This window comes from Hoeflea sp. AS60, from assembly GCF_038900115.1.
Taxonomy (GTDB): Bacteria; Pseudomonadota; Alphaproteobacteria; order Rhizobiales; family Rhizobiaceae; genus Hoeflea.
Genome location: NZ_JBBMQP010000005.1, coordinates 1 through 19,620, shown reverse-complemented (window position 1 = coordinate 19,620; position 19,620 = coordinate 1). Strand labels below are relative to the sequence as shown.

Sequence of the window (19,620 nt, the reverse complement as noted above, 5' to 3'; positions counted from 1 at the left end):
AATCACCCGATCGGGTGATTGCCAATGCCTGCCCCTGGCGGCTTACTACGTCTGGGACAAATACCAATCGATAGAAAAATATCTGAGCCTTGGCGCGTGATTTTCCGACTGGAAAACGCATCGCAAACCTGTGCGCTGGCCCAGGCGACAAACGACAACGGGGAAACACATGAAACTGCGAACCACTGGGATGATCAGCCTCCTAACCCTTCTTGCAGCCTGTCAAACGCCCACCGAGACGGCGAAGACTGAAGCGCCAGGCACATCCGCGGCTTCCGCTGCATCATCTTCAACAGTTACGGCTTTTGCCGCAAGCACGGCAAGTCCGGCCATGTGTTCCATGGCTCTCGCCGGGGGGCCGCCGCCCAAGCCTGAGAAAGGTTCAGATTTTGCCAAGAATGCTGTTGGCAAGAACCTGGTGCGAAACGTCGGCCGCAATGTGCTCGGCAACATGATCGGCGGCGGCGTGATCGGCGCCACCGTGGCAAGTCAGGTTGTCCGCACCGAGCAGGACCTTGGCGGCAAATGGATGGTGACGGATGGATCCGCAAATTGCGGTTGCGAGGTCCAGATCAGAACCGGCGCCGGCGTCATCGCCCAGGGATTCGGACGCACCAGCGGCTACAAGCTGAAGGACGCGAAGGGCGGAAACATGAAGAACATTTCCTGCTCCAACCCGCACCTCGCCAATGTCGCACGGTTTGCGCTCGGATACAGTTTCACCGGCTACGATGCCACACTGGCCATCGAAAGCGGCAGTGGCCAGCCCGTTGCCCAGATGAAGCGGGACGGAATCAACTACTTCTCCGGCACTCTGGCAGATGGAACACCGGTGACCATGTGGCGCCGCGCCGGCTGATCCGGGACGCAACTGCTGCGTCCTGACCCATCCTGACAAGGATGGTTTGCAAGCGTGTCGCGTTCAATCTGGTCCTTGAACGCGACACGCTTGTTTCGTCATGCTTCCCCGACGAAAAAGGCCCGGACGCCAAATGTCCGGGCCTTTCTGTTTGCCGGGTCAGGAGGTCAATCTCCGGCAGTATGGATCAAACGATTTCAGCTTACTTGTAGCCGACCTCGTTGTAGATTTCCTGGGCGCGGGCCTGGTTCTTGCCAAGCTCATTGAGGTTGAGCGTGTCGGCCTTGAAGCTGCCAAGCCCCTCGACAACCGAGGATGCTGCGACAGACGGCACCACCGGATACTCATTGTTGCCATTGGCGAAATAGGACTGCGCCGAATCCGAAGTGAAATACTCCAGCAGCTTGATGGCGTTTTCACGGTGCGGCGCATAGGCCGTCACGCCCGCGCCGGAAATGTTGACATGAGCGCCATTGCCATCCTGGTCAGGGAAGACGATGCCGATCTTGTCGATGCCTTCGCTCAGACCGTCGACCTGGCCTGCAACACCGCGTGCGAAGTAATAGGTATTGGCGAGCGCAATGCCGCATTCGCCCGACACCAGGCCTTTGAGCTGGTCGGTATCGCCGCCCTGCGGGTCACGCGCGAGATTGTCCTTCAGGCCCTGCGCCCATGCCTTTGCGGCCTCATCGCCATTGTGCGCGATATAGGCGCCAAGCAGCGACAGCATGTAGATGTTGGAACCCGAACGGGCGCAGAGGAGACCCTTGTACTTCGGATCGGCCAGCGCCGCGTAGGTCTGCGGCGGCTCGCTCACCTTGTCCTTGTCATAGAAGATCACCCGGGCACGCTTGGAAATGCCGAACCAGTGCCCCTCGGGGTGACGCAGGCTTTCGGGAACGCGGGTGTTGAGAACCTCAGAATCCACTGCTGACAACAGACCTGCCTGATCAGCGCGCCACAACCGGCCTGCATCGGCGGTGATGAACACGTCGGCAGGGCTGTTGGCGCCCTCGGCCTTCATGCGCTCGATCAGCTCGTCTTCCTTGCCTTCAATCAGGTTGATCTCAATGCCGGTAGCCTCGGTGAAATCGCTGTAAAGCCGCTCGTCGGTATCGTAATGGCGCGACGAATAGATGTTCACCTCGCCATCGGCATAAGCCGGCTGTGCCACCGCAGCAAAGGCTGACACTGATGCAAGAAGCGCGAACACGCGGACGGGAAGATTGGCCATTGGAAACTCCATTTGGTCCGGATAAAAACCTGACTATGACAATCATGTTTATTAATCGGCCCATATCCTGTCAACCGAAACAGAAGAAATAGGCTGAGTTTTTGGCGAAAGGTTGCCAAACACGCCCCTATAAATCGGACGGTCATGAGAAACCGGCTGCAATTCGGCGCCAGCCTGAATTCTTGCGCCTTGGTTCACAAGCCTGACCCTGTGGCGCGAACCTGTGCCGCCTGAAGTTTCACCCTTCACCGAAACCGGCCAGCCGCCGCCCCCTTTGGCTGATCCAACCACGTTGGCGCTCACGATTACGTGACTAGACGACTGGTCTATTATATACTACATCGCCCTCATGACCGCACCGAAGAAATCAGAACTGACCCGCTCCCGCATCCTCACCGAAGGCCGCGCCCTGGTGCTTGCCAACGGCTTTGGCGGTGTGGGCCTCACCGAGTTGCTCGCTGCTTCCGGCGTGCCGAAAGGCTCGTTCTATTACTATTTCGCCTCCAAGGAGGCCTTCGGCAGTGCCATGCTGACCGACTATGTCGAGGACTATCTGGCAGCGCTCGACGCCATCATCGCCCGCCCCCAGCCGGCAGCCGAACGGATGAACACATTCTTCAACGCAGCGCTGAAAAGCGATGCCGGTTCGATGGCCGACCGCTGTCTGGTGGTCAAGCTGGCAGCCGAAATCGCCGACCTGTCAGAAGACATGCGGCAGATTCTAGATCAGGGCGTCACCGCCGTTTGTGAGCGACTTGCCCAACTGTTGCGTGAAGGCGTCGAAGACGGATCGGTCATTGCCCAGAACGACCCCGATACCGCTGCCGCCCTGCTCTACAGCCAATGGCTGGGAGCGGCGATCATAGCCAAACTGTCAAGGCGTCCTGAACCCCTCGAACAGGCGCTCGCCGATACGCGGCGCCGTTTCTTCATCTGACGCCCCACCATTTTTCCATCTTCGAATCCTGCGCATCGCAGACACACCAAAGGATACCACTATGAAAGCTGCAACTTACACAAAATTTGGCGAACCTGCCGAAGTCCTCGTCGTCAAGGACGTCGCCCGTCCCGAACCAAAAGCCGGCGAAGTCCTTATCCGCACCATCCTGTCGCCGATTCACAATCACGACCTCTGGACCATTCGCGGCACCTATGGCTACAAACCCGAGCTCCCCGCTCTCGGCGGTTCAGAGGCAGTAGGCACCATTGAGGCCGTCGGCGAAGGCGTCGATGCCGCAATGATCGGCAAGCGCGTCGTCAACGCAGGCAAGATCGGCACCTGGGCCGAATACCTTACCGCCCCCGCCGCTGGCGTCCTGCCGCTTCCCGATGTGATCGCCGACGAGGCCGCTTCACAGCTTGTCGCCATGCCGTTCAGCGCCATTTCGCTTCTCGAATTCCTACACGTCAAGGAAGGCGACACTGTCATACAAACTGCTGCAAATGGCGCTGTCGGCAAGATCTTTGCTGATCTCGCACGTGCCCGCGGCATCAAGACCGTCAATCTGGTGCGCCGCACTGAAGCCGTTGCCGAACTCGAAGCGCTGGGCATGGAAAATGTGCTCTCAACCGATCAGGACGGCTGGCAGAAGCGCGCCCGCGAAATCATTGGCGACAATGGCGCCCAGGCCGCAATCGATTCCGTCGGTGGTCCGATCGTCGCTGACATCGCCGACCTGCTTGGCCTCAACGGCCTTCTGGTTGTGTTCGGCACTGCCACCGGCGTGCCGCTCGAACTGCGCGCCGGCTCGATGATCACCAACCACCTCACCGTCAAGGGCTTCTGGGGCTCGCGCGTTTCCAGCGAGATGGCACCGGACGAAAAAGTCCGCCTGATCACAGAACTGGTCACGCTCGCAGCCCATGGCAAGCTGAAGCTGCCCTCAGGCGGTGAATTCAGCCTCGACAAAGTGACTGATGCGGTGAAGGCCTCACTGACACCCGGCAAGTCAGGCAAGATTCTCATCCGTCCCTGATCCGGACTGGTGTGACAAACAGGCCCGCGCTGGAGCAAATCCGGCGTGGGCCATTTCATTTGGCAATCGGGCTAGCGCTGCTCTTCCAGTCTGTCCGTTGCGGGCGGTGGGGTGCGTGACAGCGCTGCAATCCTTGAATGCAATTCAGGCGTCATTTCGATCTCGATCGAAGCCAGCGACGGCTGCAATTGCGCGACGTTGCGCGCACCGAAGATCGGGCTCGTTACTGCCGGATGAGCACCGGCCCAGGCAACGGCAAGCGAGACCGGGTGCAACCCCAGTTCTTCCGCCAGGCTGGTGAACTGCTCGGCAACATCAAGAAACCAGTCCTCCCGGTAGCGGCTTGCGTATTTGTCATTGCTGACCACACGCCCCACGTCAGGCCGGGTGCCCCGGCCGTACTTCCCGCTCAACAGACCTGCCGCAACCGCAGAATAGCTGATCACGCCAAGTTTCTCCGCCATTGCCAGCGGGAAGATCTCGACTTCGGCCTGCCGCTTGATCAGCGAATACATCGGCTGGATCACGTCAAACCGCGGCCAGCCATTCTTCTGAGAAATCCCGAGCCCCTTGGCGATCTGCCAGGCCGCGTAATTGCTGGCGCCGAGATGGAGCACCTTGCCGCTGGCAACGAGCGTCTCGAGCGCGCGCAGTGTTTCCTCAAGCGGCACATTCTTGTCCCAGTGATGCATGAACAGGATGTCGAGCCGGTCGGTGCCGAGCCGCTTGAGGCTGGCATCCACCGATTGGAGGATGTTGCGCCGGCTGCCGCCACGCGCATTGATGTCATCGCCCATCGGCCCGAAGCATTTCGACGTGATCACCAGCTCGTCGCGTGTGCCCTTGATCAACTCCCCTAGAATGGTTTCGGCCGCTCCGTCTGAATAGACATTGGCGCAATCGAAGAAATTTATGCCCGCGTCACGGCAGGCGGCAAACATCCGGCCCGACTCGGCCGCATCGGCATCCCCGCCAAACGACATGGTGCCAAAGCACAGTTGCGAGACCTGGATCCCGGTTTGCCCAAGCTGCTTGTAGTTCATCGCCAGTTCTCTCCTTCAAGCGCAATGCCGTTTCCGCGCAGAGCTATAGCGCTGAAACCAGCCAATCGCCACCTCAAGTCAGACCACCACGGGCAACCGCAAACGCCCTGACGCCTTGCGTGCACCCTGGCAAGCTGCAAAGATCGCAAGACAGACAGACGCGCTTTTATCGTTAGCTGCGTCTTACATTTATGCTTGGGAGGCTGGACATGACGCAGACAACGGAAAAAACAGGCTTTATCGGCGTTGGCCTGATGGGGCACGGCATGGCCAGGAACATTGTCGAAAAGGGCTATCCGCTCACCGTGATCGCCCACCGCAACCGCGCTCCGGTCGATGATCTGGTAACCCGCGGCGCCACCGAAGCGAAGTCCATGCAAGAGATGGCGAGCAGCTGCTCCGTCATCTTCCTGTGCCTCACCGGCTCACCCGAAGTCGCAGCCGCAGTCGCAGCCCTGAAGCCGAACCTGAAGCAGGGCAGCGTGATTGTCGATTGTTCGACATCCGATCCTACCGTGACCGAACGCCTGGCCGCAGAGCTCGCCGACATCGGGGTCGATTTCGCCGACGCGCCGCTCAGCCGCACTCCGAAGGAGGCTTGGGAAGGCACACTCGACTGTATGGTCGGTGCCACTGAAGCCGTGTTTGCCCGCATCGAGCCGGTGATCTCCACCTGGGCCGGCAAGATCGTGCACATCGGCGGCGTCGGCGACGGCCACCGGATGAAGCTGCTCAACAACTTCATCTCGCTCGGCTACGCGGCGATCTATTCCGAAGCTCTGGCGATGTCACAGAAGGTCGGCATTCCGATTGCCGAGTTCGACAAGGTGATCCGTGGCGGGCGCATGGATTGCGGTTTCTACCAGACCTTCATGGGCTATGCGCTGGAGGGCAACCGCGAGTCTCACAAGTTCACCATCAACAACGCCTACAAGGACATCCGCTACGTCGAATCCATGGCCAACGCCGCCACCGTGGCAACCCCGATGACCAGCGCCATCAAGAACGCCTTTGCCCATGCCGTAAACACCGGCGGCAATGGCCCCGAAGACTACCTGCCGCATCTCGCCGACTACGTGGCCAAGGCCAACGGGATAAACTGATTGTAGACGGAGCGGGATTTCAGGCGGCCGGTGTAAATCCCTTCGCATGCAAGCTCACTCTTGGTGATCTTTCAGTTGAATGGAGCCCGCTTCCAGCGCTGCTCGTCTTTGGCATGGCTACGAGTCGTTGCAATAGGCGGGCCTCTTCTTGCCGCCCATTGGATGCTTGGCTCTTGAAGGCGTGTTGCCGAGCCAATTGAATTTCCGACACCAGATGGCGCTTGCGCTGTCCTGCAAAACTAAAGTGTCAACTTAGTCACCGTAGCCCGCACCGACGCCATTCACTCGGCCAGACCGCCCACTTGAACACCCAACTACAGCAACTGTAGTGGCGACGAGCGCACCAAGCAAAACGAGACGTGAACGGTCGACCTCCACTTCTGTATTTGCAGCATCGGACTTTGCATTTGATTGTGAATTTTGCACGATCAGGCTCCTCCTTACCAGCAGGCAAATATTCTCTTGTTGAGAGTATATTAGAAAAGACTATTGCACAAATGATCAGCCCTCATCGGTTCGCCTGCCAATGTCAATTGACGCCACCTGCGAGCCGACCGGGAACAGACACCAGTCCTGCGAGCTACGGCAAATCTGTTGGTTCGAGTCGTCTCGTGCAGGACACGCTGCCACAAAATGAAGGCGGCTCATGCATTGTTTACCAGTGCCTTGTACTATGCTTGCCAAAGCGGTGGACGCTCAAAATTCTGCTGCAATCTGAACGGCTTGTAAGCAGTTCAAACGCACCGAACAGGAAGAAATGATGCGTTTCCTTTCCATGTGGAATCCGTTCGAAATTGTCGGCAGCGAGATTGCGTCCGAACAACAGATCGAAGACGCTCTACGCGAACTCTACAACGCAAAGCCGCATGTCACAGCCACTATCGGGGTCGCTCTGGCTGGCTTGAGTGCTTGCATGACCGGAGCAGTTTGGGCCGGGGCTTTGGCAACGCTGATTGCCTTGGTGTGCCTGTTGTTCCGAATCGTGATCGAACGGCGCTTCGTTGTTCGCGGCCCGGGACCACTGGATCCGAAGTGGACCCGTCTTTTCGTGATCGGCGCGGTGCAGTCAAGCTTCGGCTTTGGCCTGTCCGGGGCAATATTGTTTTACGACACCTCCCTGACCACGCAGATCATCATAATCGGTGTTGCCTGCGCGATCGTGCAAGGTGCCGCCGGCCGGGCCTACATGATGCCAGGCACCGCCTTCATCTACATAGCGTGCATTATGGGCATGATGGGCACCGCAGCCCTGGCAGATGGCAATTATATCCTTGCCCCTGCGTTCCCCCTGTACTTTTACTTTCTCGCATCCTTCATCATGAAGATGGTCAAGAACCGGGTCCGGCAGTTGCAAGCAGAACAGACTACCGACCGGCTTCTAAAGGAAATCACCGAGAAGAACGAACTCTTGAGGATCGCCAATGATGCGCTTGCGACCAAGGCATACGAGGACTCGCTGACCGGCCTGGCCAACCGCCGCAAGTTCGACCTTTGCCTCGACGAGAGCCTTGCAGCCGCTCAACGGGATGGGTCCCCGATCTCGCTGATGATGATCGACGTAGATCACTTCAAATCGTTCAATGACACCTATGGCCATCAGTCCGGCGATGAGTGCCTGCAACAGCTTTCCAAGGCGATCAGTGCCACAATATCCGTTAGCGGCAGTCTCGTCGCCCGATATGGTGGTGAGGAGTTCGTCGTGATCTTGCCGGGCCAGACCCTGGCACAGGCCAAAATCACGGCGGAAGGCGTTCGCGTCGCGGTTTGGCTCACCGATCTGGACACCCTCCCCAACTCTCCACCTCGCCAGACAGTAAGCATTGGCCTGGTCTCCTGCGATGCGAGCTCGCAGCCAACCCATGACGCAATAATCGCAGCAGCGGACGCAGCCCTTTACAAAGCCAAGAAACAGGGCCGAAACAGGGTCTGTGTCCATGCGACACAAACTGAGACAGAGGTCAATGTCCTGCCCTTCGGCACCGCACATCAGCCTTGACCGGCAAGAAAAAAGCTAACATTTTCAAGAGATTAGCACAGCGCTTATTGCGCATGAACCGCATCAGGCGACTTAACTTTCTTTGACTTGAAGAACGCCTGCCATTGTACCAGCAAGTGCAGGTCTCTCGCACTCAGCCAGCATGGACCGCGTACTTGCGGTAACGGGTTGCGCGGGCACCATAACTTTTGGACACGCGTGAAAGCCCGGAAAGCAGGCATATCGGGGCGCGGTTCTTAACATATGTTGTATACCGAGCATTAACCGGTGGTGTATGTAGGCGCCGCGCTAGGGGCTAAATTTCTAAAGAGTTTTACTCAAGGGTTTTACTCAAGGGTTTTCGATGGTCCGACGCTACTCCATTTCAACATATCTCGTTGCCGCGATGCTCGCCATCATCGTGCCTTTCTGCGTGTTTCTCTGGTTTCTCGCTCTGCAATTGCAGACAAGCGAGGCGGAGGCGGTGGACCGTCGAACCCTGCGTTCCGCACAAAGCATTTCCCGCGCCATCGAACCGGTGATCCAAAGCATGATCACCACGGTCAATCTGCTGTCTTCTACCGAGGAACTGGCAAATGGCGATCTCGAGACATTTCATCGCCGCAGCGAATTTGCGCTCCGCAATTCCGGCCAGTTTGTCATCCTCGTCGATGACAATGCAAAGCAGTTGCTCAATACGCGTGTCGATTACGGCACCGACCTTGGAGCGATCTCCGACCGCGATGGCTTTGAAAAGGCCCTGAAAACCGGTCTGCCTGTGGTATCCGAGTTCTTCGTGGGCAAGACCAGCGGCAAGTGGGTTTTCAATGTCATCAAGCCGCTGGATGTCTCCGCGTCGCCCAAGGCCCGTGTTCTGCTCATCACCATGAACGTCGAAAAAGTGGCCGCCGCCATTTCGGAAATGCAGCTATCCGATGGCTGGATGGCCATCATAGTCGACAGCAAGAAAAATGCGCTTGATGCCAAGGGAAACACGTCGGTCATCAGCAACAGCGGGGACGTACTGCCCGAGGGCGTGGACTCGTCGGAGTTTTGGGGAGTGTCGCAGATAAAGCACTTTCAGTCTCCCGAGGAGGAAGTGCTGGCTTACTCGCCCATCAACGGCACCAGCTGGAAGGTCGTTGTATGGGGCCCCCTCGCCTCGGCGCAGGCTTCAATCCTGAAGACATGGCAGTTCCTGATATTCGGAACAATGGTGCTGCTCAGCGTCTGCATCCTCGTGGTGATGGTCGCGTCAAGGCTACTGCAACGCGATGTCAGGAACATCTCTCGCATGGCCAAGGAACTTGGCGCCGGCCGCATTGTGTCGCCAACCACAACCCGCATTCGGGAACTCGATGTCATCGCCAGGGCACTGTCCAACGCGTCCTATGATCGCAGCCTCAAGGAAGAGCAGCTGACCATCGTCATGCGCGAGCTTGCCCACAGGACCAAGAACCTGATCTCCATCGTGCTGGCGATAGTTCGGCAGAGCGCCAAACACGTCCAGTCACCCAAGGAACTTGTGGCCGTGACCGGCAATCGGATCGCGGGGCTGGGACAGTCGATCGACCTGCTGACAAGCGGCAACTGGAAGACCGTGACATTGGACAGTCTCGTCAGAAGCCAGCTTGAGAAATTTGGAACCATCGGCAGCAATATCAGGATGAGTGGCATCGAATTTCATCTCGGCTCCGACGCGGTTCAGAACCTCGGCATGGCCTTCCATGAACTGGCGACCAACGCCTCGAAATATGGTGCGCTCGGCGTGGAAACCGGCATCGTTGAGGTGAAATGGGACATTCTGCCGAGCGAAACCGGGGACCAGCTGCGGATCATCTGGCGTGAAACCGGTGGACCTCAGGTTGTCCCGCCCAAAAAGAGCAGTTTTGGCACAGAGATTCTCGATCGCCACCTCAGTGCATCAACAAACGGCAAGACCGAGATCGATTACCACCCGGAAGGACTGGTCTGGACCCTTGTCGCCCCGGTTTCCGTTCTCAACCGTTCGCCTGAGTAAGTGGTCCACGTAAACGGTCCACGCAAGTGCCCTGCCCAGAGGCCTGAACGGAGTTTGACCGCGTGCTTTTGCACGCACGCGGTCAGTTTCAACGCCGGGCTTCGTTGACGCCCGACAGAGCGAGCACCTATGGCTGTGTAGCGCGACTCCCCCCGCTCAACACCGTCGTGCAAGAGCCCGAATCCCTCAGTCGCGGCCAGCTTTCATGATCGCCGCAGCCAGCGCCGCAGGATCTGTGAAGCAGAGTTCATGGCTGCCGGGCAACTGCACCAGTCTGAACAGGCCGAGCTTTTCCGACAGGCGCGGATGCCAGCCGAGGCTTTGCGGCAACGCCGTGTCTTCGGTGCAGTTGATGTAGGATTTGGCAATTTCCATCTCGGCCGGGTTTTTCGACAGCGAGATCGCATCGGTAAATGTCGCGTAGGGGTGCGCATTGAGTTTGTTGAACGCCACCTCGGCTTGCTCAAGGCTGGCGTCATTCATGAACGCCTCACGCCAGATCGGGAATGGCAGCATCACACTGTTGTCAGTAGTGCCCGAACTGACCGCGTCGAACAGAGCGACATAATGCGGCGGCACCATGTCGTTGAGGCATTCGCCATTGTTGGGCACGAAGGCGTTCCAGTAGACAAGCCGGCGAATGCGCGCGGGCACCCGGTCGGCAGTGCCGGTAATCACCATGCCGCCATAGGAATGGCCGAGCAGGACAACCTCCGAAAGATCATTGTCCTCAAGATAGCCCGCAAGCGAAGCAATTGCCGCATCAAGCCCGATCGTGCGCGGATCTCCCGGGCCATTGCCCGCAAGCGTCGGGCAATGCACCGTGTGGCCCTCGGCCCGTATCGGTGCGGCCACATCCTCAAACAGCTCTCCGGTGTGCCACGCACCATGAACAAGTACATAGGTCGCCATTTTCAAATCCTCCTGTTGACGTTAAGATCAAAACGCTACCGAGGCGGGAAATTCTGAACAATGGATCAGGGTGAACAGACGTTGTCTGAAGCTGCACAGGTGACCGGACCGCGTATCTGGCGCACCACGGAAGTCGATCCGGGCGAGGCCTTCGACTATTATCACGAAGGCATCTGCTCTGCTTTCATGCCGCTTCGGCCAGAACTTGATCGCTCGCTCAGACACGGCTTTCAGGCGACGCACTACGCTTACGGCATCGGCGCCAGCACGCTGAACCTGGTCTCCGCCCAATCCCATCATGTGCAACGGGGACGGGCCGAGATCGCCGCCTCCACCGAGGATTGCTACTACCTCAATATCCAGCTCGCGGGCGATTGCCGGATCACCCAGAACGGCACCGACATCATGCTCCTGCCCGGTGAGGTTGGCCTGTTCGACAGCTCCCGGAACTTCAACCTGCACCATGATAATTTCCCGCGATTGCAGGTTGCCTCTCTGATGCTGCCCAAGGATAGCATCGGCACGACCGGTGGGGATCAACCAGGGAAGACGCCGCAGCTTTTGTCCCGCCACCCGGTCTATGGACGGCTGATCACGGAAGCCATGCAGACGCTGGTCGACACCACCGCCGCCGGAAACCACGCCGATGTGGTGGCCCTTCAATCCCTGATCGTTTCCCTGCTGAACCTGACGGGCGGGCAGTCCAGCGCGCAAAACGATGCTGGCGCCAATGCCCTTGCCAACGAAAGAGACAGCGTTCGCTGCACGGCCCAATTGCTCAGGGTCAAACGCATCATCCGCGCCCGCTGCACCACGCCGGGCTATTCGGTCGCCGCCTGCGCCCGCGAGACCGGTCTCTCCGAACGCTACATCCACCGCCTGTTTCAAACCGATGAAGACAGTTTCGGCACATTCCTCATCCATGAACGGCTCACCACCGCGACGCGAATGCTGCGCCATTCCGGCTCCGCCCACCTGCCGACAGCAACAATTGCCGCCCAGACAGGATTCTCCGACCCCTCCCATTTCCACCGCGCCTTCCGCAACCGCTACGGCATGACACCGGGGGAATGGCGCAGAAGGTAGCGGAAAAACGCCCTGCCTCGCCCTATCCAGGATCCGGCCGCGCCCCTCGTAAACCACCAACTTATGTCTCTGGACGGCGAGCATCGCCAATGCGCCCAACCTGTCTCGGCGTCCTGCTCTTGTTGCTGGTGCCCTTGTTCAGCATGGCAGAATGAGCACACTCCAGCCAACTCCCGGCTGATTCGGGAAATCTTGGACAAGGACACGACGATGCCCGACATTGGAAACCTGCTTGTAAGAGTACTGCTGGCAGCACGAGGATCAAAACGTCTCTTTTCAGATGCGGGTGAAGTCGACAAGCTGGTCGCAAATCGCATGATCCGCCCGCCCGCGTTCGGCCCGTCAAAGAAGCTTGAGCGCCGCGTGACCATTTCCGTGTCCTATGACAGCGGCTGGCCGGTGTACCAGATCACGCCACGTGGACGGGCCTCGGGACATCACGTGGTCTATGCCCATGGCGGCGCCTGGATCAACGAGATTCACCCGTTGCAATGGGGCCTGTGCGCGACCGTTGCGGAACAGGGCGGCGCGACGGTGATTGTGCCGATCTATCCGCTGGCGCCAATCGGCACTGCCGATATCGTCGTACCCCGGTTTGCCGAAATGCTGGAAGATCTGATCAGTACCCACGGGGCTGACAATGTCTCGGCCATGGGCGATTCCGCTGGCGGACAAATCGTTGCTTCGGCGGCTTTGCTGTTGCGCGACCGCGGCGTTGCGCCATTGGCCCGAACGGTGCTGATTTCCCCGGCACTGGATCTGACATTTTCCAATCCTGACATCGCCAAGGTCGAGGCCACCGACCCCTGGCTGGCCCAGCCTGGCTCAAAGCGTGCGGCCGAGATTTGGCGCAAGGATCTCCCGGCAACCGACCCGCTGGTCAGCCCGCTCCTGTCTGATCTCGGACAACTCGGACCGCTGTCGATCTATACCGGCACCCGCGACATCACCTCCCCCGACACCCGCCTCTTTGCCGAGAAGGCAAGAGCTGCAGGGGTGGATGTGACATATGTGGAGCAGCCGGGTGCAATCCACGTCTACCCGATCCTGCCCACCAAGATTGGTCGCGCCGCAGCGCTCGAAATCGCGGGTCTGTTCAAGTAGCCCGCCGTTCGCACTTGGTCGTTGCCATGACCCGTGCCATCATCAGGCATGGCACTACAAGGAGCGCGCGTGGCAGGCTCCAGACCGTATCGGACTGATACGGCGATGGAAAAATTTTGTTCGTCGCCGCATCAGGGCGGATTCTGATTCGTTGATTTTATTGGCTAGTTGGGTGCTTGCCTTATTTGGTTCTCGGACTCCTCGCTACATAAATGCGGATTCAGAAGTCAGGTCGCCACATGAGTCCGGTGTCGACAACACCGTCAGCTCATGAACAGGCCCGCTACTATTTGGATTCACCAGATATTCGCTTTAGGGAAACAAGCTTAAATAAGCGCTGATATACGTCCCAAATTAAATCGCTTTGGGCACCCCCGCCATTTTTCTCTCTGTAAGTCGCGAAGAACGGCAACACTTTCGCCACCTGGTGTATTTCCCGGAACGCCTTGTTCTGGATTGGTTCGAATTCATCGTCGCTAAATCCGTGACCCTCGCGCAAGATTGAGAGCGCTTCTTCAAACCCCTCCGGAAACTGCTTGCGCCATTCCCCTATAAAAAGCTCGATGTCTTCCTCTGAATAATACTTCCCCATTCTATTCATTCTCCAATAAGGCAGCATTTCCTGAAAAGGCAATCATCTGGGATTTTACGTGGCCCCGAACATATTAATCATGTCGCGTTGGGTCGAGTTTGGTGGCGTCGACAAATTTAATCTTCCACACCATTACTTCAATGAGTTTGCGTAAGCTACCGCAAGTCCGCTTCCCGCCCGCTTGATACCTTTATTCACTTCTCTCGCACAGGCACTCACAGCCCTTTTAGTCCACACACTATCGAGAGAAAGGCTCAACGGAGCCAAGAAGCAGTCACTGCAAGCATCCAGCTATTCATCTCCAGACTGCGGTAATTCAACATAAAGCCGTAGTCTCCAATAGAATCCGCACTTATGTGGCGACAAGTCCAGACTTGTGGTGGTTGAATCCGGCCTGTTGTGACGATGGAAAAATTTGGTGGTGCATTTTTTATTCGGCGAACCGGTCTCTGATGGCATACGGCGGAAATGGAGAATATCCGTGACGTCGCGAGGTTGAGAAGGCCTCGAAACAAGCTATAATTCAATGACTTGCTAAGTCATGCCCATGAGCGGCCTGGGTATGTGGTGTGAACTTTTGGAGTCGGAAACCGGCGTTTGTGTACTGTAGAGCGGGAATTCACGGCGACATCTTTGCAGCTACGCGGGATGAAATTGCCGTTGTGTGGGATCGGATTGTCGCTACGTGGGATCCGATTGCTGTTATGTGGGATCGCATCGTGGCTGGCGGGATTAGTCTGGCACTTCCCGGGATCGCAATCGCAATGGGAGCCCGGATTTCCCGCGTTATTGCAGTTGAATGGAGCAGCTTTGCTGCTCCGCGAATCCCCGTTTTGAAAACGCGGCTTCTTATCTGGAACAATGGTTGATCTGCAGGTCTCGGTCCCGAACTCGAACCCGATGCGGCATCCCGCGTTCTAATAATTGTGAGATAGAGACGCAGAATTGGAAAAATATTCTATTTCGATTAGGCGCAATTCAGTCCAAAACTCTTCACCGCAAAATAAATCGTTTTCGAACCGGCTTCAAAGCCCGTGGGCGGCCGTTTGTTTCAAGCGCCATTGGGGAGCTGGGCGTGGGGAAAACAGTTTTGCTTTCTGCATAACACCCCGTTGCAGCGTCAGGTCACGTTCCGGTATTGTTCACCCAGTTCCAGCGTAGCCAGAATCCCGAACACCTCATCCGCCGTGTGGCGGAGAAAATGGAGAATGCAGATGCATCCGCCAAGCGATGACGCATGCCTTGAACAAACCCGCGCGATCGACAGCCTCGTGCCCTATGCCAACAATGCCCGAACGCACTCGAAGAAGCAGGTCCGGCAGATTGCCGAAAGCATAAGGCGCTTCGGGTTTTGCAATCCGGTTCTGATTGCAGATGACAATACGATCATTGCCGGTCACGGCCGCGTCGAGGCGGCAAAGCTAATCGGAATGATGGAAGTTCCGGTTCGCAAGCTCTCACATTTGTCGCGGGATGAAGTCCGCGCCTACATCCTGGCCGACAACAAGCTAGCGGAGAATGCCGGTTGGGACCGCGATCTGCTGGCGATCGAAATGCAGGGCCTTATGGAACTGGAGTTCGATATCGAGGGTTTGGGCTTTTCCACAATCGAAATTGATCTGACCATTGGCGGCGAGCAAACAGCTTCTTCGAAACCGGACAATGTCCTGGATCAGATTGAACCAGGGGGATCAGGACCTGGCGTGACGCGAGCAGGAGACCTCTGGCACCTCGGGCCGCATCGCCTTCTGTGCGGAGATGCCCGATCAACTGAGGATGTCGCGCGCCTGTGTGATGGAAAGCCGGCCACACTGCTGTTCACCGACCCGCCTTACAATGTGCCGATAGATGGTCATGTCAGCGGATTGGGCCGGATCAAGCACCGCGAGTTTGCCCTGGCCTCAGGCGAGATGGACGAAAGTTCGTTTACGGCTTTTCTCAAGGAGTCCCTGGGAGCCGCATCTTCTCAGCTCAAGGATGGCGCCATTGCCTATGTATGCATGGACTGGCGCCACATGCGCGAGGTGCTGGATGCCGGCTATGCGGTTTTTGATGAATTGAAGAACCTCTGCGTCTGGAACAAGACCAATGGCGGCATGGGATCGTTCTATCGGTCCAAGCACGAACTGGTGTTTGTGTTCAAGAAGGGAGATGCGCCCCACATCAACAATTTTGGTCTGGGGGATACGGGTCGCTACCGCACAAATGTCTGGGACTATCCGGGCATCAGTTCTCTCGGAGCCAATCGGGATGAAGAACTGGCGATGCATCCGACCGTCAAACCGGTGGCCCTGATTGCGGATGCAATACGCGATTGCTCGAAGCGCGGCGATGTCGTGCTCGACGTGTTCGGCGGATCAGGCTCAACACTGATCGCCGCCGATCAGTGCGGTCGAGTGGCCCGTCTGATCGAGATTGATCCGCTCTATTGCGACACCATTATTCGACGGTTCGAGCGAGTCACCGGAGAACCGGCGCGGCTGGCAGGGAGCGGAACATCGTTTGGGCAAGTGGCCATCGAACGGAAGGACGCGCACGGCAGTGATAATGGCTCTGCCCCGATTTCTGGTCACGGCTCCACGGCGACCTGTGCCCCTGGGGGGGCGGTCTCCCACAACGCCATGGTTGCGGCGACAGAAGGAGGTCGGTGATGGCACGAAAAAATGGAGACCGCCCCGGCGGCCCGAACAAGAGCGAGAACCGGGAACTGACGCGGTTCCAGAAATCCCTGCTCAAGGAGGCCAACCGGACGATCACACTTCGCAGCGACGGCCACGCCCAGGAAGCAACACTTGAAGAAGCCGTCATTCGTAAGCTGTTCCAGGTCGCAACCAATGGCTCGCCGCATGCGCTGGGCCACGTGCTGCGCAACATCAATGACGCTCAGGCGCTTAATCAGGCGCTGATCCGGGACGAAGTGGCAGAGGGCAAACGGATCAAGCAGCAGCTGCAACAACGCCTCGAGCAGGCGGTTCACAAAGGAGCTCACCCGATATGGGTTGTCCCTCACCCGGACGACATTGTCATTGATGAAGACAAAGGCTGGTCCTTGAAGGGTCCGGTCGACGTGGATGAGTTGAAATCCATTCGGCGCCGGGTCACGATGCGAGACATATTACTGATGCAGTCAGTGCTCGACGAGCGACTGTCTGAAGCTCCGCTGCTGGAAGATGCAGACGCGCCAGCCGAGGAAACAGCGGGCAGCACCTCACAGGTCTTCGCGAACTTGCTCAACAACAACCTGCCGGAGCGCTTTCAGCTGTCAGCCACGGGAATGGTGCTGGAGATCATGCGTTACCAGCGCCTGAACAAGCGCCAACTGCTCAAGACAACAAGGCTCGCCTGGGCAGCTATTGGCCAGCCAAAGCCCCGAGGCGCAACCCTGCCGCCCTGGTGCAAAGCCGGTCCTCGGATTGAGCGCACAATGCGTGTCATCAACGATGTGCTTGACCAGATGAAGGCGGGCACGCTCAGCAGCGAACGAGACATCGCGGAGAGGTTGAGCGAGATGCTGCGGCGGTAAGACCGGCCGGCTGCCGGTTTATCGCACGAGGAATGATAGCAATGACGCCAGAGCGGATGTGTTCGATTACATCGAACGCTACTATAACCGGAAGCGCCGCCACTCGACCTAGGCTATCTCAGCCCTATTGGCTTTGAAGCATAGTGGGATTAGCCTAACCTCGATCGCGGTAAACCGGCAAAGGGCCACCAGAAGACGCGTGGCTGGATGGCCCCCAATCGCAGAACCCAGACACTATTGAGCGTCTGAGCGCTCAATGCACTGACCTTTTCCATGAGATCACAACTGGTACGCTCGTCACAGCACAAGCTATTGCGGCCAGAATTCGCGAACCGGCCGCGTGAGAGGAACCTTGAGTGCTGCGGGCCTGTATCACCGTTTAGTTGCACGTCCATCCTACAGACCTTTGCAGCCTGCGAGCGACGATGAAGCTCGACGGCGAAACACTTGTAGGAGACGCAAAGACGACGCAATTGCACGCAAAAATCGGCTCGCGATCAGGTGCAGGATTACCGGAATAGAAAATGCTCAAAGCCAAATAGACAGGTACAAGATGTCGTTTATGTCACCCTTCGCGGTTACCGCCTTGCACTTCGCGATGTCCAGCACACGATAGAGGTCTATGCTATCGCAAGGCCGGAAAGAAACTCAGCCATTTCAGCGGTACTCATGACGGCGGATCAAATCGCCGCTGAACTATGGCACCTTAGGGCGGAGCACTCTGCGAAACGCAGGCAAGCCAGTGCAAAAGAAGATCAGCTCAGCCTGGATATGCGGACTCATTGTGGAACGACCGTGCTCTCACATCGTGTCCTATTTGACCACGGCTACCGAACCGGCCTTGATCGTGCGCAGGAAATCGTGACCGCATATGGTTTGAGAATGAATGATCCGGATGCAGGCGTGGCAATTGCCGCAGTTGCCGACCGTCTAGCGAAATACAAATTGGAGATAGCAGATTGTGAACCAGGCCAGATCCGGACAGTTCGAGCTATGAAGTACGCTTTTCTTTCTTGAGCTAGCGCAATCAGATGGACAGGTGGGCGTATGACTTTTCACGTATGCTTGCTGTCATATTTTCCGAAGCACCTCTACCCGATCTTCGCCATAAACCATTAATAACAAGCATATAGCAATGCCCCATTCATTAGGGGGAAGCAGCATGACCGCGGAAATTCTAGATTTCGAAAAGAACAACTACCTGCAGCATTGCAGAGGCATTAGGAACCTAAGCCCCAACTCGCTTGCCGCCTACGAGCAGGATATCGATTGTTTCATTCGCTTCCGACATGAGTATCAGAGGGATACGAAATTAAACGACCTTCTTGTTGTCGCCTATCTCAACTATTTGCGCGAGACCCGCCGTCACCAGCAATCGACAATCCGGCGGCGGATGGTGACGCTACGAGCTTATTGCAAATGGCTTCAGAAGCAGCAAAAAACCAATGACGATCCGTTCGTGGGTCTGGAGCTGGATCTAAGGCCGCCCAAGCGCCTCCCGAGGCCTGTGGATCGGGTCGATGTTCGCACCTTGCTCGCGTATCGAAGGGATATGGATAGGTTCGATGGTGCCCGAGCCGCAATGGGAACCGAGCGCCTTCGTGCTGAAGCACGTACCACCGTTCTTGCCATCAAACTCATGGTTTCGACAGGAGTTCGGGTTGGCGAGCTAACTCGCATCAAGCTTCCCAGCATCTCTAACGACGGATGCCGCATTCGAATCCAGGGCAAGGGTAACCGGGAGCGCAATGTTTATGTCGGCAATCCCGATCTGCGCGCCGAGTTACAATGGATAAAATTGGAAGCGTCCCAAAACCCTCATGACGGTGACTACCTACTGCTAAATCAACATCTCCGGCGCCTCAGCGAGCAGGCTCTGAGACGAAGACTGAGAATCCTGTCGGGGGAATGCAAACTCGACACGCGGATAACCCCTCACCGGTTCCGGCATTCAGCTGCAACTTTTCTGATTGAAGAGGGGGTCGACATTCGTTTCGTTCAACGTCTTCTCGGCCACAGCAGCATTGCGACGACTGAGATATATACCCGTGTGTCTGATAACGCCCTCATGCAAGCAATCAATACCTCTGATCCCCTCGGAAAATTGCTATCCAAGTTCACATAACTTGGAATTATGGATACAATAGACGGGTTGGAGTTCGTAAACCGGGACGGCGAACTTGATTTTCTGCA

The 19,620-nt window shown here is 57.3% G+C and carries 16 protein-coding genes and 1 pseudogene; 13 read left to right on the top strand and 4 right to left on the bottom strand.

Annotation, left to right across the window (positions count from 1 at the left end; translation table 11 throughout):
- The first annotated feature begins 340 nt into the window (after positions 1–340).
- On the top strand, positions 341–859 hold the full coding sequence (locus WNZ14_RS21390) for a hypothetical protein (RefSeq protein WP_342870722.1): 519 nt from the start codon (positions 341–343) through the stop codon (positions 857–859).
- A gap of 202 nt (positions 860–1,061) precedes the next feature.
- Here the strand turns inward: WNZ14_RS21390 and WNZ14_RS21385 are convergent, their stop codons facing one another.
- On the bottom strand, positions 1,062–2,093 hold the full coding sequence (locus tag WNZ14_RS21385) for a Fe(3+) ABC transporter substrate-binding protein (protein ID WP_342870721.1): 1,032 nt from the start codon (positions 2,091–2,093) through the stop codon (positions 1,062–1,064).
- Positions 2,094–2,442: 349 nt separating this feature from the next.
- Between WNZ14_RS21385 and WNZ14_RS21380 the strand changes: the two genes are divergently transcribed.
- Both WNZ14_RS21380 and WNZ14_RS21375 read left to right on the top strand, forming a co-directional pair.
- Positions 2,443–3,030, top strand: coding sequence for a TetR family transcriptional regulator C-terminal domain-containing protein (locus tag WNZ14_RS21380; RefSeq protein WP_342870720.1), 588 nt, complete (start codon positions 2,443–2,445; stop codon positions 3,028–3,030).
- A 61-nt stretch (positions 3,031–3,091) separates the two neighbouring features.
- Positions 3,092–4,069, top strand: coding sequence for a zinc-binding dehydrogenase (locus WNZ14_RS21375; protein WP_342870719.1), 978 nt, complete (start codon positions 3,092–3,094; stop codon positions 4,067–4,069).
- A gap of 71 nt (positions 4,070–4,140) precedes the next feature.
- On the opposite strand, the gene WNZ14_RS21370 is transcribed toward WNZ14_RS21375, so the two are convergent.
- Entirely contained in the window at positions 4,141–5,112 is a 972-nt protein-coding gene (locus WNZ14_RS21370) for an aldo/keto reductase (protein WP_342870718.1), read from the bottom strand.
- A gap of 209 nt (positions 5,113–5,321) precedes the next feature.
- Here WNZ14_RS21370 and WNZ14_RS21365 point away from each other — a divergent pair, with 209 nt between their 5' ends.
- The 3 genes from WNZ14_RS21365 to WNZ14_RS21355 all read left to right on the top strand — a co-directional run bounded on the left by WNZ14_RS21365 (position 5,322) and on the right by WNZ14_RS21355 (position 10,210).
- Positions 5,322–6,215: an NAD(P)-dependent oxidoreductase gene (locus tag WNZ14_RS21365; protein WP_342870717.1), complete on the top strand. Its 894-nt coding sequence runs from the start codon at positions 5,322–5,324 to the stop codon at positions 6,213–6,215.
- A 760-nt stretch (positions 6,216–6,975) separates the two neighbouring features.
- Positions 6,976–8,211 (top strand): GGDEF domain-containing protein, encoded by a 1,236-nt coding sequence (locus WNZ14_RS21360; protein ID WP_342870716.1) that lies wholly within the window; start codon positions 6,976–6,978, stop codon positions 8,209–8,211.
- Positions 8,212–8,554: 343 nt separating this feature from the next.
- Positions 8,555–10,210, top strand: coding sequence for a sensor histidine kinase (locus WNZ14_RS21355; RefSeq protein WP_342870715.1), 1,656 nt, complete (start codon positions 8,555–8,557; stop codon positions 10,208–10,210).
- 186 nt (positions 10,211–10,396) lie between these two features.
- On the opposite strand, the gene WNZ14_RS21350 is transcribed toward WNZ14_RS21355, so the two are convergent.
- Entirely contained in the window at positions 10,397–11,122 is a 726-nt protein-coding gene (locus tag WNZ14_RS21350) for an alpha/beta hydrolase (RefSeq protein ID WP_342870714.1), read from the bottom strand.
- 60 nt (positions 11,123–11,182) lie between these two features.
- On the opposite strand from WNZ14_RS21350, the gene WNZ14_RS21345 reads away from it, so the two are divergent.
- Together WNZ14_RS21345 and WNZ14_RS21340 are read left to right on the top strand one after the other, a co-directional pair.
- Positions 11,183–12,208: a helix-turn-helix domain-containing protein gene (locus WNZ14_RS21345; protein ID WP_342870713.1), complete on the top strand. Its 1,026-nt coding sequence runs from the start codon at positions 11,183–11,185 to the stop codon at positions 12,206–12,208.
- Between the two features lie 210 nt (positions 12,209–12,418).
- On the top strand, positions 12,419–13,312 hold the full coding sequence (locus WNZ14_RS21340) for an alpha/beta hydrolase (RefSeq protein WP_342870712.1): 894 nt from the start codon (positions 12,419–12,421) through the stop codon (positions 13,310–13,312).
- Positions 13,313–13,598: 286 nt separating this feature from the next.
- On the opposite strand, the gene WNZ14_RS21335 is transcribed toward WNZ14_RS21340, so the two are convergent.
- Entirely contained in the window at positions 13,599–13,904 is a 306-nt protein-coding gene (locus WNZ14_RS21335; protein WP_342870711.1) for a hypothetical protein, read from the bottom strand.
- A 1,214-nt stretch (positions 13,905–15,118) separates the two neighbouring features.
- Between WNZ14_RS21335 and WNZ14_RS21330 the strand changes: the two genes are divergently transcribed.
- The 5 genes and pseudogenes from WNZ14_RS21330 to WNZ14_RS21310 all read left to right on the top strand — a co-directional run bounded on the left by WNZ14_RS21330 (position 15,119) and on the right by WNZ14_RS21310 (position 19,552).
- Positions 15,119–16,555, top strand: a complete 1,437-nt coding sequence (locus WNZ14_RS21330; protein WP_342870710.1) for a DNA methyltransferase — start codon at positions 15,119–15,121, stop codon at positions 16,553–16,555.
- A complete protein-coding gene (locus tag WNZ14_RS21325) occupies positions 16,555–17,427 on the top strand; it encodes a DUF5681 domain-containing protein (protein WP_342870709.1) in 873 nt (290 codons plus the stop codon). Before WNZ14_RS21330 ends, WNZ14_RS21325 begins: the two co-directional genes overlap by 1 nt.
- A pseudogene (locus WNZ14_RS21320) lies at positions 17,426–17,571 on the top strand (IS3 family transposase); the annotation flags it as partial. The gene WNZ14_RS21325 and the pseudogene WNZ14_RS21320, both read left to right, overlap by 2 nt.
- A gap of 357 nt (positions 17,572–17,928) precedes the next feature.
- Positions 17,929–18,444, top strand: a complete 516-nt coding sequence (locus WNZ14_RS21315; RefSeq protein WP_342870708.1) for a hypothetical protein — start codon at positions 17,929–17,931, stop codon at positions 18,442–18,444.
- Between the two features lie 145 nt (positions 18,445–18,589).
- Complete coding sequence (locus WNZ14_RS21310) at positions 18,590–19,552, top strand: tyrosine-type recombinase/integrase (protein WP_342870707.1); 963 nt, start codon at positions 18,590–18,592, stop codon at positions 19,550–19,552.
- Positions 19,553–19,620: the final 68 nt, after the last annotated feature.